The organism is Halothiobacillus sp. (genome assembly GCF_028710545.1).
In the GTDB taxonomy this organism is placed as follows: domain Bacteria; phylum Pseudomonadota; class Gammaproteobacteria; order Halothiobacillales; family Halothiobacillaceae; genus Halothiobacillus.
Genome location: NZ_JAQTTX010000036.1, coordinates 1 through 15,564 on the forward strand (window position 1 = coordinate 1; position 15,564 = coordinate 15,564).

Below are 15,564 nucleotides of genomic sequence, written 5' to 3' on the forward strand. Positions count from 1 at the left end.
TGCCAATTCGACCCATAAGACGAATCCCCCACGCGGTTGACTGATGCGGGTGCCTTCCGGAAAAAACGTCATGACCGCCTGCTGCATTTTAGCCATTGCCTGTGCATGCCGACGTCGAACAAGGCTCAGGTGTTGCTGCCACTTGGCACTGATCAGTAATTCGGCCACCCAAGCCTGTGGCAGGCTGGCGGTTGCGATATTCAGCAGGAGTTTTTGCTCAATGAGCTGCGGCGCGAAGCGCGGACTGATGACCCAGCCGATCCGAAGCCCAGGCGCCAGGGTTTTAGACACCGAGCTGCAAAGGATCACGGTATCGCCAGCCTCGTCGTACTGAAGACAGGTATCCGTCCGGCTGCCTTGATGAAAAAGCTCACTGTAGATGTCGTCTTCAATCAACACCGTATCGAGCGCCCGCAGCCGGGCAACCAGGGCCGCCTTGCGGTCCGACGGCATCTGTGAGCCCATCGGGTTGCTGAAATTCGGTGTGACGATGACGGCTTTGATGGTCCAGCGGGCGAGGGCGAAATCGAGGGCTTCGAGACTCAGCCCCGTATCCGGATGATTCGGGATCTCGAGGATATTCAAGCCCAATCCCTGCATCGCCTGCAAGAAGCCGTAATAGCTGGGCGATTCAATAGCGACCGTATCGCCAGGCTGCGTCACACAGCGCAGTGCCAGCACGAGCGCTTCATGGCAGCCGTTGGTGATGATGATCGATTCCGCTGCGACGGGTGCGCCGCGGGTGGCGTAGTTGCGTGCGATGGCTTGTCGCAGTTCGGCAGAACCCGGCGGTACGGCGTATTTGGCATCCTCATTTCCCTGGCGCGTGCGTCGTCTGCGGCTGTGATTGAGGAGATCCATGCCCAGAAAGTCGGCTTCAGGAATGGCTGCCCCTAAAGGGATGTACTGCGGGTTGAGGCTATGCTGCATCACCTCGGTGGTGAGTGAGGTCGGCGTCAACCGAATCGGTGCTCGGGGTTGCGGTGCCTGATGTACTGGCTCGAGACTCGTTTGTCGGGGCGGACAAACATAGAGACCGGCCCGAGGCCGGGCTTCGATCAGGCCTTCATCTTGCAGCAGATTGCAGGCGCTTTGTACCGTAGTGATGCTGGCTCCAGTCAGCATGGCCAACTGTCGGATGCCCGGCAGGCGGGCACCCACGGGGTATTGCCCCTGGGTTATTTGAGCGCGCAGCGTGTTGGCGATCTGTTGATATCGTGTCATGTGCTGTCTACCGGTACAGTTTGTTTGATCCCTTATTGTACCGGTTCAACGTATTTTTTCTGTATCTGTATTGTTTGCGCGCCCGGCGTTAGTCTGATCCTCTCATACAGTTTGAGGAGGATGGTCTCGATGAAATGGCTTTACATCAGCATTGTATGGTTACTGATTCTCATGGTGTTGACGGTGGCGGCCGGAAACTATCCGCCTCTGGCCCAGTGGCTTAAATCGGAACTGTTTTATTTCCGGGGTGTTCAGCCATGAATGTCTTTTATTCTGCTTCAGCGCAGATTCCGCCCGCTGCTGAGTTTGCCGCTTCCTGGATTGACGCGTGGAATGCCCACGATCTGCCCCGGATTCTCACGCATTATCGCGAAGACGTCGTGCTCTACTCACCCCTGATTGCGCGCGTGCAGAACGGGAAAAAGGGTTACTTGACTGGTCGTTCTGCGATTGCAGACTATTGGGCCGCCGGCCTGCAAAAATTTCCGACGCTCCACTTCTCGTTGATCAACGTACTGCAGGGGGTCGATAGCCTGATGATTTATTATCGGGGGATCCATCAGCAAACCACAGCAGAGGTTTTTTGGTTCGATGAACAAGGGCGTGTTCACCGCGCCGCCGTTTATTACCCGGAGGAGCTATCCCTATGAGCGAACATCGGCAGCTTTTACTGCAAAATGAATACAACCAATGGATGAACCGGCAGTTGTATTCTGTTTGTGGCGCTTTGCCCACCGCCCTGCTGAATCAGGATCTGGGCGCTTTTTTTCATTCGATTACCGGCACGCTCAACCATCTGCTGTTGGTCGATCGGCTTTGGCTCGCGCGAATGCAGGGTCAAAGCTATCCCGTTAGCCGGCTTGATGACTGTTTGTATGAAAACTGGCACGAATTGACCGCAGAACGCAATCGGACCGATGACGACCTGACCGTCTTTGTCTCCGGTCTGGAACCTTCCTCGCTGGATGCACCGTTTCGCTATACGAGTCTGCTTTCACCTGAGCCACGCCAGATCCGTCTGGGTGATGCCCTGCTCCATCTATTCCATCATCAGACGCACCATCGCGGGCAAATTACAACTTTATTAGCGCAGCAGGGCGTGGATTTCGGGGAAACCGATCTGCTCCTGCTGCCGGGCCTGCTCATTAGGGGATAAAAAACGATCGATCGCGCGCAGGATGAGTTAACCGTGTGGCTGCAGGCGCTGCCATTCGAATCGATGGTCAGTACAGCACCCGTCTATCGGGCGGATTAATGCCATAGTGCCGATTTTCCTGAATCGATGTGACGAGCGAGCTGTTCGACAGCGTGCCTTGAATCGCTTTCAGACCCGGGTCCGGATGAATCTTGACCAAATATAATCGGTGCCCAAGGGACGACAAGGCAACCACGGGTAAGCTGCCAAGATCACGCCGAAGATCGGCAAGGGTCTGCGCGTCTTCCGGCACGCCCGGTTTGAGCGTCAACAGGTATTCTCCCGCGATGGGCTGATTGGAAGGGTTCATGGTGTTGTGCTCAGTATGGGTGTCGGCCATGGGCTTGCCCGTCATCTGGGTACTACCGACACCCTGACAACCAGAAAACAGCAAGGCGAGCACAGAAGCAGAGACCAGACGGCCACATTTCATGATTCCAACACTCGCCTGCGCCATTGAACGGCAGCCAGAATAACGGCGAGAACCAGCAGGAACGCCCAGTTCATGCTGCCACCGCCGCCACCACCGGAAGATGGGACCGTCAACAAGAAGCTGCCCGTGGCCTGTTGGCCGTAGTTGTCGCCTACGGTCACATATACCGTAGAGGCGCCACCCATTGCCGGTAGGAGCTGGAGCGTGCAGCGCCCCGTCTGTGTGCAACTGTTTTGACCTGTAATTGCGCTGTTGGGTAATACAGAAGTATTGCTACTGCTCGCCGAGACACTTAGCGCGTTCAAGCCGCTGATGGAGAATGTGACAGACAGCGGCTGACCCGCAGCACCCGTTTGGTCAGCGAGCCCTGCAACGCTTAAATGCAGATTGGCGAGCGCGCGCATCGCATTGACGGCCTTACCCGTTGTGGTGACGCCCGTGAGGGAAGGTACCGGTATGCCTGAGTTTTTGATTGCCCGGGCGACGTCGATATCGCTGGCGGCCGGGTCGGAGGCCATCAACAAGGCAGCTATGCCGGAGACGACGGGCGCTGCCATCGATGTGCCGTTCTCAATACCCATCTCACGGGTGTTGGCTGCAACGGTATTGAGCTCGAAAAAAGCGATCAGCGGGCCGGTGTCGCCTGGGCTGGAGGGTGTGCTGGTCAACTGGAAGCCGATCGAACACGTTTTGCCGGAACACTGATCGATCGGGTACGCAGCCGCTGGGGAGCTGAGGGTATCCGTAGCGTGTTGGAGTTGAGTCCCACTGCCTGCGAATGGATCCGTATTACTTCCGACGGCAACGCCAGAATTGAGATAATCACCCGAGGCCATGCGCCCTTGCAGGTAATAATTCAAAGCAACGAATTGTGTGCCGGGCGCAAACGTGAAGTCGCTCCAGATTCGGTCGTCTGTACTTGGGGCATAGTTGCTCTTGCCGTAATCGACCGGATTAACAAGTATCGGGATACCAGATGTGGTTTTCCCATAGCCCCAGCCTGTACTGGCACCCAGACTGGCTGTCCAGCCACTGGAAAAATCCGTTGTCAGGGTCGGCCCTGCGAATGTGCTGAGTATGTTCGTCCCCGGCGCACCCACATCCACACTCGTGGCCCCGTAATTGGAAAAGCTGGCAAGTTGGAAGGATTGATCCAGTGCGGCCACGCAGATCAGGTTGTCTTGTGGAAAACTGCATGGGTAAAAAGCGGTTTGATCAACGTCGAGTCCCTTTCCATTTGAATCGCCATTACCCGCGGCCACCACCACCAGCACGCCTTTGCTTTGGGCATAAGTGATGGCATCGGAGAACGCCTGGTCCAAAGATCCCGTACCACCCAGACTTAAGTTAATGATCTTCGCACCATGATCCACCGCAAAGTAAATGCCCTGCGTTACGGTCGCGGTTGTACCCCCGGTTGCATCCAGCGAGCGCACCGCCATGATGCTGGCTTTCTGGCAGACACCGGAGCCTTCAATCCCATTGTTGCCCTCGGCACCGATAATGCCTGCCACATGGGTGCCATGGCGTTCATCGCCGGTGGTGGGATAGGGATCGTCATCGTTATTAACGAAATCGTAGCCATGGTTGGGGTATTGAGTCCCACCGTTCCACATGCTGTTGACCAGATCCTGCTGGGTATAGTTGATCCCCGTATCGACGACAGCGACCGTGACCAATGAGCAGTCTGATTGGTATTGCCAGGCGCTTTCGGCATCAATGTCGTCACCGGGTGTGCCTGGGTTGTTGGTGGCATAGGTCGCCGCCGAGACAGTCTGCCCGGTATTTTTCAGTGCCCACTGTTGGCCAATCTCGGGATCGTTGGGAAGCGCTGTGCTGTGGTAAATGAAGTTCGGTTGCACTGAAACGACACCCGGCATGGCGCGGAACGTAGCCATCGCCGATGAGATCGTGTCGGTGCCGGGCGTGAGCTTGACCAAGGTCAAGCCTGTTCGGTTGATCTGCTTGACGCTGCTCGCCATGCTGTTCAGCGTGGGCGTCATGTTCTGCGCCGATAGTGTGCTGCCGAATTTAACCAGAACCTCGTTGGGCACAACGGTATCGGGCTTGAATGAGCTGGCGGCAGAGGGGGCCGGGAGCACAATATTCGTTGTTGAAACGGGTAGGTCAGCCTGGGCGGGCAGGTTGATGGTGAGCGCACACAGCAGACCAAGTGCGCATTTTGTATAGAGAGCGTGGCGTGATGTCATGAAGCTAAAGCGTCCTGTTTGTGGTTGTCTGATTCCATTTGTTTTTTGTTCCCCGATTTTACATGGCTTCTGCCGTTTCAAAATGACAGTTCGCTGTTCTTCCGCAAATAATGGATTAAGCGTATCGATCGGTTGTTGATGTTTCGGTCGACCACAAAGACGAAGCCCCCAAGGTTCTATATTGGGGGCTTCGATTAACGTGTCGCCACGGTCGGAAGTAATCAAAGTTCCTCCCGATCGCACCGGGTGGCGGTATTACAGTTTGTCTGCGTTTTCAGCCAGGTACTTGGCGACACCTTCTGTGGTCGCGTCCATACCTGCGTCGCCTTTCTTCCAGCCTGCAGGGCACACCTCACCGTGGATTTCGGTGAATTGCAGCGCATCGATCAGACGCAGCATTTCATCGATGTTGCGGCCAAGTGGCAGGTCGTTGACGACCTGATGGCGAACGATGCCGTCACGATCGATCAGGAAGGAACCACGCAGGGCAACACCGCCGTCGAGTTCGACGTCGTACGCTTTTGCAATACTGTGTTTGATGTCGGCAACGAGTGTGTATTTAACCTGACCGATACCGCCTTTTTCGACGGGGGTGTTTTTCCAGGCAAGGTGGGTGAATTCCGAGTCGATGGATACACCCACCACTTCCACATTGCGCGCGGTGAATTCAGCCAAACGGTGATCGAAGGCGATCAGTTCCGACGGACATACAAAGGTGAAATCCATCGGATAGAAAAACAGAACCGCGTATTTGCCTTTGATCAGAGACGAAAACGTGATTTCCTGGATTTCGTTGTTGCCCATTACAGCGGTTGCTGTGAAATCCGGGGCGGGTTTGCATACGAGAACAGCCATGATTAGCTCCATGAAAAATCAACATCCTGATGGGGGCTACCCATGTTGATGTTGTGATGTTAGAAGAAATGAAAATATCTTGCCGGGGCAATATACCGCTTGTCTGTTTACCACAACTGACAGAACGGTCTCAAGGTCTTGCTTCCGTCCACGGAGTTTAGGGAAGGTCTGCACAAATGTGGACCTTCCCGTGCAGGGCATGGATGCCCTGCCGCACAATGACGTAAGTCATTGAATTGCGGCACCCGTGCCGGGCGTGTACCGGCACGGGTGCTTCTGCACGAAGCCATGGATGGATTCGTGCAGAGATTCCCTAGGGAAAGTCTGCACATATGTAGACCTTCCCGTGCAGAGGCGCCCTACGTCTTAATGCGTATGATTTGTCGACAATTTTGTCGACTCGATAAACGAGATCAGTTCGTGAATATGCTGTTCGATCTCATCGGTCGCGTCGTGTTCGCCAGGTAAAATCAGTAAGCGATTGATTTCTTGATTGCCCTGCTCGAAAATCCGCTTCGCGTCGGCCGGTGGAATGGTGCTGTCATCGCTGCCGTGCATGATCAAAACGGGGCAGGAAATGCTTTTGATTGTATGAATGGGTGCAATGGCATCAAACCGGTACCCGATGACCCACTGCACATAATTAAGCACGTACCAGCCCAAGGGAAAGTAAGGCAGTTTTTTGGATTCAAGCCAGCGGCGCATCATATCCTCGGGATGGGCGAATGCCGCGAGGCTGACAACACAGGCAATATCGTCTCTGCGTGAGGCGGCCAGCAGGGTGGCGGCGGCACCGACGGAGTGCCCGATCAATGACACCGAGGCTATGCTGAACTGTGCCTGCATTCGAATCCAGTTCAGAGCGGCATCAATGTCTTCTGCAAAACGAGGCATGGAGGAGAAATTGTCGTTATCGCTGCTGCCGTGGCTGCGTGCATCAAAAAGCAATACGTGAAAACCAGCGGCCTGAAGCGGGCGTGCCAATGGCAGCATGAGTTCGCGATTGGCTCCCCAGCCATGCGTGATGACGACAACCTGCGGGTTGCGCTCCCTCTGCCCCGTCAACAACCAACCGTCCAATTGTCGTCCACGTTGAGTCGGAATCTTGATTTCAGCACCAATGAGATGATGCTCGGCCAGCGACTGCACAATGGGTTCCTTCGCTGCCGTCAGGCTCTGTCGCAAACGTCTATTGAACAGGAGAAGTAGCCCACCGATCACGATGGCTATACCTGTACCCATCAAGAGCACGTTCATAGTCGTGCCTTCGACAGGGTGACGACTACGCATGTGCCGCCGCCTTCGCGTGCGAGAATATGAATATCGCCTCCCTGAGCACGTAAAGACGCGCGGGCGATGGCGAGGCCAAGACCACTGCCGCCGGTATGCCTTGCGCGGGAGGTTTCGAGCCGCACATAGGGTTCGAATATCCGTTCCCGGTCCGCTTCGGGAATACCGGGACCTCGGTCCTCAACACGAATTACCACGTCGGTAGGACGGACTTCGACCGAAAGATCGATGGGGCCATCGCTATAGCGCCGCGCATTATCCAGCACATTCTGCAAAGCCCGTTGAAGTGCCTGGGGTCGCGCTTTCACGGGTGTTTCTGCCGCGCCATGCCGCCGGATTTGTGCACCCAGCAAGGTCATGTCTTCACACAGCAAATCAAGCAGTGCGTCGAGATCGAGTGATACAAGCGGCTCTGTTGTGGTGCCGGCGCTCAAAAAGGCCAGAGTGTGGCCGATCATCTCATCCATTTGGCTGAGGTCATTCTCAATTTTCTGTTTTAGCTCGTCTTCCGGAAGATGGGCGAGTCGCAGTCGCATCCGGGTGATCGGTAAACGTAAATCGTGCGAGACGCCCGCCAGCGCTTGCCCGCGAACTTCGATCAGTCGTTGAATGTCGCGTTGCATCCGGTTGAATGCCTGTGCCGCCCGACTGACTTCTGAGGGGCCGGTTTCCGCCAGTGGTGCCTGATTCAGATTCCGGGGCAGACGGACGGCTGCTTCGACCAGCGCATCGAGTGGTTGTGTGAGGCGACGCAGAATCCAGGCCACGCCCGCGATTACAATCAGACCAAGCAGCAGGAGCCAAGCTGTGGTCTGAAAAGGCCAGCGCATGGGCGGCGGCAGGGCATGGCGCAGGGTCAGAACGCTGCCGTCATCGAGCCGGGCCTGAATCAACAGCGCATGTTCCCGGTGACCGCGGGCCGGGGGCTGCATCTGCCAATGACGGTCGAGTGTCCACGGTGCCTGTTGAAGCAGGACGGGCGCCGCTTCTGGTTCAAGCGTTCGCTGGGCGCGCCGATCCATGTCGTCGCCGTTAATGGCCAGAACCTGGATCGGTATCGGTTGCTCCAACGCAGCTTGCAGGCGTTGTGCAAACTGCCGTGTCATCATATTTTCTACCGGCATCCCCGCTCCGTTGAGTGGTTGAACGTTGGTTTGGTGCCAGGGTTGGCGAAACATCAAGTGAGTCAGTGGTGTATTCATCCAGCGAGCAAGACGGCGCCGTTCATCCGGTGCGGTATCGTTCTGAATCTGAATGATCTGGGCAATCCGCTGTATGGCGTAATCGCCCAGCAAACGCTCACCCAGGCGGGCGCGATCTGCCACCAGTAAGCCGAGGCTCAACACGAGCGCCGCAACAATGCCCAGCGTCAGCATGAACAGAACCTGTCCGAACAGGCTGCGTGGCCAGATACGCCATGCCCGGGTTTGCTTCTTGTTCACCCCGGTTGCCCGCCCTGTGGGTGGGTGAGGAGCATGTAGCCTTCGTTTCGAATGGTCTTGATAAGCGTGGGTTCGCGGGCGTCATCACCCAGTCGGCGTCGGAGGCGGCTCATCATGACATCGATAGTTCGGTCGAGCGGATCGGATTCTCTACCCGCGAGCGCGTCCATGAGTTGGTCGCGAGAGAGCACCGTGTTCGGGTGTTCCGCCAGTGTTTTGAGCAGGCGAAACTCACCCGTGGACAACGGAACGACGACCTGATCTGCGCTCATCAAATGTCGGGCGGCCAGATCAAGCGTCCAACCGCTGAAGTGCAGGTGGCGCGGTGGCTGGGCATGGTTCTGCTGTTCCGAACGACGAAAAATGCTGCGAATCCGAGCGAGCAGTTCGCGCGGGTGAAATGGCTTGGGTAGATAATCATCAGCGCCCATCTCAAGACCGATGATGCGATCCATTTCATCGCCACGGGCGGTCAGCATCAGGATTGGGGTGGTCTGGCGAGCCCGGATGGTCCGGCATAGGGACAAGCCGTCCTCACCCGGCAGCATCAGGTCAAGAATGATCAGGTCGACCGTCGAGTTCTCGAGTCGCGTCCATAACTCGTTCCCTTCCGCTGCCTCGAGCACGTGATAGCCTTGATCGGTCAGATATTCCCGCAACAGGCTACGCAGATCCGCATCGTCATCCACTACCAGAATTGTTTTCATGAATTTGATTCGTCTATTAATGAATGAGCGCTATCTTAGCCTAGCCATGCCGACGGAAAGCGACATAATCTCTGTGAATTACAAAACCCCTACATGCCGTTTACACGTGGGGGTGACCCTGAAATACCCGGTTTACAGTCGCGGGGTTTAATGATTCCTGTGAATCGTTGTTCCATTGACCCGAGGTAGAAGCCATGAGCCTTCAAACATCAAACGAGATTAATTCAACCCGTCGCCCGGCACTGCGCATGGCGGCCCTCGCCACGGCACTGATGACCCTTGCCGGTGGTTTCGCTACGATCAGCATGGCCGAGACGTCGGTCGGTTCTGCCGCGCCAGTCGGCCAGAAAATGGCGCCCGACTGCAATAACCCCGCGCAGAGAGAAAATATGCGCGTGCAGATGGCCGCCCGGATGAAGGAAAATCTCGATTCCATGGCCAATCGTCTGCAGATTACGGCCAGTCAACAAGCTGTTTGGGATGAGTATAAAAAGGTACGTATGGAAATGATGTTTGAGCATTTCAAACGCCCCGGCCCTGATATGAATGCAGCCCAACTGGCACAATTCCGTGCGGAACGAGCTGAACTCATGGCAAAAAAAATGGCGCGTCTGAGCAAGGCAACTTCCGATCTGCGTGCGGCTCTTGCGCCGAATCAGCAGCAGGTTCTGGATGAAATGGTGCGTCATCAGCACAAGCATTTTGGTGCTCATGGTCAAAAACCCGGAATGCAACAAGGCCCCGGTGGAGCAGGGCGCCCAATGGGCGGGCCGATCCAGCCCTGATTGATATTGCGATCCGGCCTTTGAAGCCAAGCAAGCATGACCCCGCTCCGGCGGGGTTTTTTTTCTCAATTTTTGCGTTTGACGCGTCAGTGTTTGCTCAATATATCGAGCTTCCAGCTTGGGCCGCAGCAAACAGGCAGGCCGAAGCAGATGAGAAGATGCGTGCAATCGTGCAGTATCTGTTGCTTGCTTCTCGTCATAAACCCGTTCGGGCGGGGCAGGCATATGTTCGAAGAAGTAAAATTGCCCCATTTAACCCAAGGCTTGTGATCGATAGGGCGGAAACCGCAGCATGAATACAACACAGATTTCGGCACAAGAAACGGCAGCGAACGGACTCGCATCGCGCGGCATGTTGGCGGTACTCGTGGCGCAGTTTCTTTCAGCCATGGCCGACAACCTTTTGTTCGTGGCGGCCATCGCGCTGCTTAAAACGGCGGCTCATGGCGAGGCACTCCTGCCTCTGCTGCAGGTTGTGTTTGTTGTCGCGTTCATTGTTTTGGCGCCTTACGTGGGGCCGGTGGCCGATGCCTTTCCCAAGGGGCGTGTGATGCTGTACGCCAACCTGATCAAATTGTTGGGTGCGTTGATGATTCTGTTCGGCGCGAACTCGCTATTGGGTTACGCCATCGCCGGCATCGGTGCGGCGATCTATTCGCCCGCCAAATACGGCATTCTCACGCAACTTGTGCATCCCGATCGTCTGGTCAAGGCGAATGGTTTGCTGGAAGGTTCGACAATCGCCGCCATTTTGTTGGGGGTATTGGCGGGCGGTTGGCTCACAGATCAGTCCGTAGTGTTGGCCGTGGCTGTGTCGGCGGGCATGTATCTTCTGGCTGCGCTCGCGAACCTGGGAATCCCCAGGTTGCCCGTGATCCATCGCTTTGTTCGGCATGAGCTGGCGCATTTGCTTAAGCAGTTTATTCACAATCTGGTCGTGTTGTGGGGCATTCGCGACGTGCGCTTTGCCATCATCGGCACGAGTTTGTTCTGGGGGATGGGCGCTTCCTTGCGGCTGTTGATTTTTGCCTGGGTTCCGGTTGCATTGTCATTGCTCGACAATCAGGCGCCAGCCAATCTGATGGGGTTGGTGTCCATCGGGATCGTGGTGGGTGCCGGTCTGGCTGCCGTCAGCGTGCGTCTGGAGCAGGCCAATCGGGCGATTCTGGGTAGTTTGGCGCTGGGGCCGCTGATCGTGTTGCTGGCACCCATGCACGCATTCGCTCCTGCGGCCGTCATTCTCATGTTGGTAGGCGTGGCGGGTGGTTACTTTGTGGTGCCGTTGAATGCGCTCCTGCAGGAGCGGGGGCATGAGACCATCGGTGCGGGTCGTACGTTGGCCGTGCAGAATTTTTTCGAAAATCTGGCCATGTTGGGTATGGCCGGGTTGTATTTTCTGGCTATCGAAGCAGGCATGAATCCCGTGACCGTAGCTTACGGGTTCGGAATCGTCGTGACGTTAGGGATGGCTGCGCTGGCCGTCTGGCGGCTTCGAGGCGGTCGTTCCTGTTGATGGGGCGCTCAACCCAGCGGGTTGATGCCGGCTGCACGGAGTAATCGCAAGGTGGCAATCAGGGGCAGCCCGAGGATTGCCGTGGGGTCGTCCGATTGCATTGAATCAAGCAGCGCTGTGCCCAGTCCCTCTGATTTCATGCTGCCCGCCGAGCCGAATGGTTGTTCCCGGGTGAGATAATGTTGAATCTCCGAATCACAAAGGCTTCGAAGTTGTGCGGTGACGGTTTCGCTGTGTTCCTGCAGACTGCCGTGGGCATCGATAACCGCGACCGATACGTGGAAATAAACGGCTTTGCCGGACATGAACCGTAATTGTTCGGTTGCACGTGGCCTATCGTGTGGTTTGCCCATGATGCGCCCATCGCAGGATACCAGTTGATCTGAGCCGATGATGACCGAACCGGGGTGGCGTTCGGCAACCGTGCGTGCTTTTTCCCGTGCCAGACGTCGGCAGGCTGTGTCGGCCGCTTCATTCTCATGGACGCGTTCGTCGATGTCGGGTGCGTCGATTTGATAGGGTATCCCGATGCGATCAAGCAAGGCGCGACGGGTGATGGAGGATGAAGCGAGCACAAGAGAAGGATTATTTTGCATATACATTTTGCGTGCCAAGCAATAAATCGCTAATATTATACGATTCTGGTCTGACTAATACTGTGTGTGCGGGCCGTTTTTTTGGCCCAAGTCCAAAGTTAATTGTATTTGGTCAATTGGCCTTGGTTGATTAGGCTGGGTTGATTAGCCTTGGTTAATTGGCTTGGGTTGATTTGGGGCCGGGCCATATAAGCAGGTATTCGGCATGAGTGTAGACAACGGATCGCATCCTGCGGTCGGCCAATCTGGCAGCGGGACGGGCAGGCAGCTTCAATCTGCGGCAAGTTTACCGCGCTTGATGGTGCGCATGGCTTGCGATAGTGAGCGAGCGTTTTCTGCATCTGTGCTTTTGGCCGAGTTGCCGCGGTTGGTGCCTTTTGTACCGCATGAAGCTCCGGGTACGTCGCTTGATTTCGATCTGCGGTTTTTTCGGGACGAAGGCCGGGCAATGCTGGCGCAGCTGGACGTGCAGACCACGGTTCAGATTGACTGTGCCCGATGCCTTCAGCCCATGAGCCAGCCCTTGACGGGTTCGTCATTGTTGCAGTTCGTCTACAATGACGATCAGGCGGAACAGGTGGGCGATACTCGCGAACCTGTCCTGGTTGATGCTGAAGGCGGGGTGAGTATTTCGGACTTGCTCGAAGAGGAAGTGCTGATGGCTGTCCCTGTGGTGGCTATGCACGAGCATCAGTGCCAACCCATTTGGCGAGAAGAAGCCGAAGACGAGGTTGCCGAGCCCGAAGTTGAGCGACCGAAGCGGCCCAATCCCTTTGCCGTATTGGCCGAACAATGGAACGTGCCGGGGGCGAAAGGATCCGGCAAGAAGGGTGAAGATCAATAGATTTAGCCGCAACCGTGCATTGGTCATGGTCGCGGAGTTTTAGTTTGGCGTTTTGGTAAGAAACGCGATTTTTAGTGTCAGGAGTTGAGAAATGGCTGTTCAGCAAAATAAAAAGAGCCGTGCGCGTCGCGATTCACGTCGTACCCACGATGCCCTCGTTAAACCCACTCTGTCAGTGGACGCGACCAGTGGTGAAACCCATCGCCGTCACCAAGTGACCGCGGACGGTTTCTACCGTGGCAAGCGTGTGATTGCCGAAAAAGCGACCACCGAAGCCTAATCGACCCAAGTGGCTGCGCGGAATGATCCCAACCTTGCGTGCCCAGGTGCGCAAGGTTTTTGTTTTGCCCGGCATTTTTGAGTGATGCGTGCGATCAACCTGATGTGCACTCGTTCGCATCGGATCGTTCCTTGGTTTGTTTTTTGAGTCAAGATTTGGTGAGGTTGGCTATTTTTCATGAAGGTAAAAATTGCGATTGATGTGATGGGCGGTGATCACGGCCCCGTCGTTACGCTGGCGGCAGCGGCGCAATTCCTCAAGACACATCCCAACGTCACCGTGCTGTTGGTCGGGGATGAGACGCTGTTACGTGCCCAGATGAGCGCTCATGGGCTGGTCGAAGGCGAAAAGGTGGAAATCATCCACGCGCCGGAAGTCGTTGAGATGGCGGAATCGCCCGCAGTGGCATTGCGTACAAAGAAAAAATCATCCATGCGAATTGCAATCGACTGCGTGCGCGATGGATCGGCCCAGGCGGCCGTGAGCGCGGGCAATACCGGCGCGCTGATGGCGACAGCCAAATTCGTCCTCAAGACCCTGCCCGGTATCGAGCGTCCGGCCATCTGCACGGCTTTGCCGAGTCGCAAGGGCGGGCATACCCATGTGCTGGATCTGGGGGCGAATGTCGAGTGCAATGCCGACCATCTGTTCCAGTTTGCCGTAATGGGTTCGGTGCTGGTGGAAGCATATGATGATAATCCCGCACCCAGAGTCGGTCTGCTCAATGTCGGTGCCGAGTCCATCAAGGGCAACGATACCGTCAAGGCCGCCTCGGCTCTGCTGGAAAACGGGCCGATCAACTACATCGGGTTTGTCGAAGGGGACGATATCTATAAAGGTGATGTGGACGTCGTGGTTTGCGATGGTTTCGTGGGCAATGTCGCCCTCAAGACCAGTGAAGGACTGGCCAAGATGATCACCCAGTTTCTGCGCGAAGAGTTCGGTCGTAGTCTAATGTCCAAGCTGGCCGCAGCATTTGCAATGCCTGTACTCAAACGTTTGAAGAACAGACTCGATCCCGGTCGCTACAATGGCGCCAGTTTTCTGGGGCTGCAGGGTATTGTGATCAAGAGTCATGGCGGCGCCGATGTGGCGGCATTCTCCAGTGCGCTGGGCGTGGCGCTGCGCGAAATTGAAAAAGACGTACCGCGCCGAATCGACCAGCGGCTGGGTCAGTTATTGAATGAAAAGGAAACAGCATGATTCATGCACGTATCACCGGTACCGGGAGTTACCTGCCCGAACGGATCCTGACGAATCAGGATCTGGAAAAGATGGTGGAAACCTCGGATACCTGGATTCGGGAACGGACGGGTATCGAGCAACGTCATATCGCCGAGAATGGACAACTCACCTCTGATCTGGCTGAACCGGCGGCACGCCGTGCTTTGGAAGCAGCCGGTAAATTGCCGTCGGATGTCGACCTGCTGATCGTGGCGACCACGACGCCTGATCGTGTGTTTCCCTCAACAGCCTGCCTGTTGCAGCAAAAGCTGGGCATCCACGGCTCGCCTGCCTTCGATATTCAGGCGGTCTGCACGGGCTTCGTTTATGCGTTGAGCGTGGCAGAGAAATTCATCAATACTGGCGCGGCCCGTTGCGCGCTGGTCATCGGGGCGGAAACCCTGTCTCGTATCGTCAACTGGCAGGATCGCGGTACTTGCGTGCTGTTTGCCGATGGTGCCGGTGCGGTCGTGCTCGAAGCCAGCGAAGAGCCCGGAATCATCAGTACCCACATTCATGCGGATGGGGCTTATGAATCGCTTCTGACAACCGTCAAGCCGGGGCCGGATGTTGATCCACAGAGGCTGGCCGACGGCACGGCGTTCATTGAAATGCGTGGCAATGAGGTGTTCAAGATCGCAGTGAATACGCTCGGTCGTATCGTCGATGAGACCTTGGAAGCTGCCGGGATGACCAACGCCGACATCGACTGGCTGGTACCCCATCAGGCCAATATCCGCATCATCCAGGCGACGGCACGCAAGCTCGATTTGCCGATGGAGCGCGTGGTGGTCACGGTCAACAAACACGGTAATACTTCGGCAGCCTCGGTGCCTCTGGCACTGGATACCGCCGTGCGCGATGGGCGCATCAAGCGGGGCGATACCATTCTGCTCGAAGCGTTTGGTGGCGGGTTTACCTGGGGTTCGGCGCTGATCCGATTTTAAGTTCATCCGAGAGATTAAA

At 56.1% G+C, this 15,564-nt stretch carries 18 protein-coding genes; 10 read left to right on the forward strand and 8 right to left on the reverse strand.

Going from position 1 to position 15,564, the window contains the following annotated elements:
• On the reverse strand, positions 1–1,224 hold a 1,224-nt coding region (locus PHD44_RS08435; protein WP_300190349.1), incomplete at its 3' end, for a PLP-dependent aminotransferase family protein.
• Positions 1,225–1,353: 129 nt separating this feature from the next.
• Here PHD44_RS08435 and PHD44_RS08440 point away from each other — a divergent pair.
• Genes PHD44_RS08440 through PHD44_RS08450 form a run of 3 tightly spaced genes read left to right on the forward strand, consistent with a single transcriptional unit; the run spans position 1,354 to position 2,380 of the window.
• Positions 1,354–1,485, forward strand: a complete 132-nt coding sequence (locus PHD44_RS08440; protein WP_300190351.1) for a hypothetical protein — start codon at positions 1,354–1,356, stop codon at positions 1,483–1,485.
• The gene (locus PHD44_RS08445; protein WP_300190353.1) at positions 1,482–1,874 is read left to right on the forward strand and encodes a nuclear transport factor 2 family protein; all 393 of its coding nucleotides are present in this window, start codon (positions 1,482–1,484) and stop codon (positions 1,872–1,874) included. The genes PHD44_RS08440 and PHD44_RS08445 overlap by 4 nt, the downstream gene beginning before the upstream one ends.
• Positions 1,871–2,380 (forward strand): DinB family protein, encoded by a 510-nt coding sequence (locus PHD44_RS08450; RefSeq protein ID WP_290680508.1) that lies wholly within the window; start codon positions 1,871–1,873, stop codon positions 2,378–2,380. The genes PHD44_RS08445 and PHD44_RS08450 overlap by 4 nt, the downstream gene beginning before the upstream one ends.
• A gap of 67 nt (positions 2,381–2,447) precedes the next feature.
• On the opposite strand, the gene PHD44_RS08455 is transcribed toward PHD44_RS08450, so the two are convergent.
• The 6 genes from PHD44_RS08455 to PHD44_RS08480 all read right to left on the reverse strand — a co-directional run bounded on the left by PHD44_RS08455 (position 2,448) and on the right by PHD44_RS08480 (position 9,356).
• Positions 2,448–2,852, reverse strand: a complete 405-nt coding sequence (locus PHD44_RS08455) for a hypothetical protein (protein WP_300190355.1) — start codon at positions 2,850–2,852, stop codon at positions 2,448–2,450.
• Positions 2,849–5,062, reverse strand: a complete 2,214-nt coding sequence (locus tag PHD44_RS08460; protein ID WP_300190357.1) for a S8 family serine peptidase — start codon at positions 5,060–5,062, stop codon at positions 2,849–2,851. The genes PHD44_RS08455 and PHD44_RS08460 overlap by 4 nt, the downstream gene beginning before the upstream one ends.
• A gap of 255 nt (positions 5,063–5,317) precedes the next feature.
• Positions 5,318–5,917: a peroxiredoxin gene (locus tag PHD44_RS08465; protein WP_300190359.1), complete on the reverse strand. Its 600-nt coding sequence runs from the start codon at positions 5,915–5,917 to the stop codon at positions 5,318–5,320.
• A gap of 366 nt (positions 5,918–6,283) precedes the next feature.
• Positions 6,284–7,207 carry an alpha/beta fold hydrolase gene (locus PHD44_RS08470; RefSeq protein WP_300190361.1) on the reverse strand — a complete coding sequence of 308 codons (924 nt, stop codon included), beginning with the start codon at positions 7,205–7,207 and terminating at the stop codon, positions 6,284–6,286.
• Positions 7,171–8,649, reverse strand: coding sequence for an ATP-binding protein (locus tag PHD44_RS08475; protein WP_300190364.1), 1,479 nt, complete (start codon positions 8,647–8,649; stop codon positions 7,171–7,173). Before PHD44_RS08475 ends, PHD44_RS08470 begins: the two co-directional genes overlap by 37 nt.
• Positions 8,646–9,356 (reverse strand): response regulator, encoded by a 711-nt coding sequence (locus PHD44_RS08480; protein WP_367182018.1) that lies wholly within the window; start codon positions 9,354–9,356, stop codon positions 8,646–8,648. The genes PHD44_RS08475 and PHD44_RS08480 overlap by 4 nt, the downstream gene beginning before the upstream one ends.
• 194 nt (positions 9,357–9,550) lie before the next feature.
• On the opposite strand from PHD44_RS08480, the gene PHD44_RS08485 reads away from it, so the two are divergent.
• The 3 genes from PHD44_RS08485 to lplT are packed head-to-tail and all read left to right on the forward strand — an operon-like array spanning position 9,551 to position 11,654.
• Positions 9,551–10,141 (forward strand): Spy/CpxP family protein refolding chaperone, encoded by a 591-nt coding sequence (locus PHD44_RS08485; protein WP_300190366.1) that lies wholly within the window; start codon positions 9,551–9,553, stop codon positions 10,139–10,141.
• Between the two features lie 20 nt (positions 10,142–10,161).
• Entirely contained in the window at positions 10,162–10,437 is a 276-nt protein-coding gene (locus tag PHD44_RS08490; RefSeq protein ID WP_300190369.1) for a hypothetical protein, read from the forward strand.
• On the forward strand, positions 10,434–11,654 hold the full coding sequence (gene lplT / locus PHD44_RS08495) for a lysophospholipid transporter LplT (protein WP_300190371.1): 1,221 nt from the start codon (positions 10,434–10,436) through the stop codon (positions 11,652–11,654). The genes PHD44_RS08490 and lplT overlap by 4 nt, the downstream gene beginning before the upstream one ends.
• Positions 11,655–11,662: 8 nt before the next feature.
• On the opposite strand, the gene PHD44_RS08500 is transcribed toward lplT, so the two are convergent.
• On the reverse strand, positions 11,663–12,250 hold the full coding sequence (locus tag PHD44_RS08500; RefSeq protein ID WP_300190374.1) for a nucleoside triphosphate pyrophosphatase: 588 nt from the start codon (positions 12,248–12,250) through the stop codon (positions 11,663–11,665).
• Between the two features lie 205 nt (positions 12,251–12,455).
• Here PHD44_RS08500 and PHD44_RS08505 point away from each other — a divergent pair, with 205 nt between their 5' ends.
• From PHD44_RS08505 to PHD44_RS08520, 4 genes are all read left to right on the forward strand, one after another.
• Positions 12,456–13,094: a YceD family protein gene (locus tag PHD44_RS08505; protein ID WP_300190377.1), complete on the forward strand. Its 639-nt coding sequence runs from the start codon at positions 12,456–12,458 to the stop codon at positions 13,092–13,094.
• Positions 13,095–13,185: 91 nt separating this feature from the next.
• On the forward strand, positions 13,186–13,374 hold the full coding sequence (gene rpmF, locus PHD44_RS08510) for a 50S ribosomal protein L32 (protein WP_300190379.1): 189 nt from the start codon (positions 13,186–13,188) through the stop codon (positions 13,372–13,374).
• A gap of 177 nt (positions 13,375–13,551) precedes the next feature.
• Positions 13,552–14,577, forward strand: coding sequence for a phosphate acyltransferase PlsX (gene plsX, locus PHD44_RS08515; RefSeq protein WP_300190381.1), 1,026 nt, complete (start codon positions 13,552–13,554; stop codon positions 14,575–14,577).
• On the forward strand, positions 14,574–15,545 hold the full coding sequence (locus tag PHD44_RS08520) for a beta-ketoacyl-ACP synthase III (protein WP_300190384.1): 972 nt from the start codon (positions 14,574–14,576) through the stop codon (positions 15,543–15,545). The genes plsX and PHD44_RS08520 overlap by 4 nt, the downstream gene beginning before the upstream one ends.
• Positions 15,546–15,564: the final 19 nt, after the last annotated feature.

Excerpts from the sequence above, each read along its gene's own strand:
- PHD44_RS08440 (WP_300190351.1), top strand. The coding sequence starts at position 1,354 with ATGAAATGGCTTTACATCAGCATTGTATGGTTACTGATTCTCATGGTG.
- PHD44_RS08445 (WP_300190353.1), top strand. The coding sequence starts at position 1,482 with ATGAATGTCTTTTATTCTGCTTCAGCGCAGATTCCGCCCGCTGCTGAG.
- PHD44_RS08450 (WP_290680508.1), top strand. The coding sequence starts at position 1,871 with ATGAGCGAACATCGGCAGCTTTTACTGCAAAATGAATACAACCAATGG.
- PHD44_RS08455 (WP_300190355.1), bottom strand. The coding sequence starts at position 2,852 with ATGAAATGTGGCCGTCTGGTCTCTGCTTCTGTGCTCGCCTTGCTGTTT.
- PHD44_RS08460 (WP_300190357.1), bottom strand. The coding sequence starts at position 5,062 with ATGACATCACGCCACGCTCTCTATACAAAATGCGCACTTGGTCTGCTG.
- PHD44_RS08465 (WP_300190359.1), bottom strand. The coding sequence starts at position 5,917 with ATGGCTGTTCTCGTATGCAAACCCGCCCCGGATTTCACAGCAACCGCT.
- PHD44_RS08470 (WP_300190361.1), bottom strand. The coding sequence starts at position 7,207 with ATGCGTAGTCGTCACCCTGTCGAAGGCACGACTATGAACGTGCTCTTG.
- PHD44_RS08480 (WP_367182018.1), bottom strand. The coding sequence starts at position 9,356 with ATGAAAACAATTCTGGTAGTGGATGACGATGCGGATCTGCGTAGCCTG.
- PHD44_RS08485 (WP_300190366.1), top strand. The coding sequence starts at position 9,551 with ATGAGCCTTCAAACATCAAACGAGATTAATTCAACCCGTCGCCCGGCA.
- lplT (WP_300190371.1), top strand. The coding sequence starts at position 10,434 with ATGAATACAACACAGATTTCGGCACAAGAAACGGCAGCGAACGGACTC.
- PHD44_RS08500 (WP_300190374.1), bottom strand. The coding sequence starts at position 12,250 with ATGCAAAATAATCCTTCTCTTGTGCTCGCTTCATCCTCCATCACCCGT.
- PHD44_RS08505 (WP_300190377.1), top strand. The coding sequence starts at position 12,456 with ATGAGTGTAGACAACGGATCGCATCCTGCGGTCGGCCAATCTGGCAGC.
- rpmF (WP_300190379.1), top strand. The coding sequence starts at position 13,186 with ATGGCTGTTCAGCAAAATAAAAAGAGCCGTGCGCGTCGCGATTCACGT.
- plsX (WP_300190381.1), top strand. The coding sequence starts at position 13,552 with ATGAAGGTAAAAATTGCGATTGATGTGATGGGCGGTGATCACGGCCCC.
- PHD44_RS08520 (WP_300190384.1), top strand. The coding sequence starts at position 14,574 with ATGATTCATGCACGTATCACCGGTACCGGGAGTTACCTGCCCGAACGG.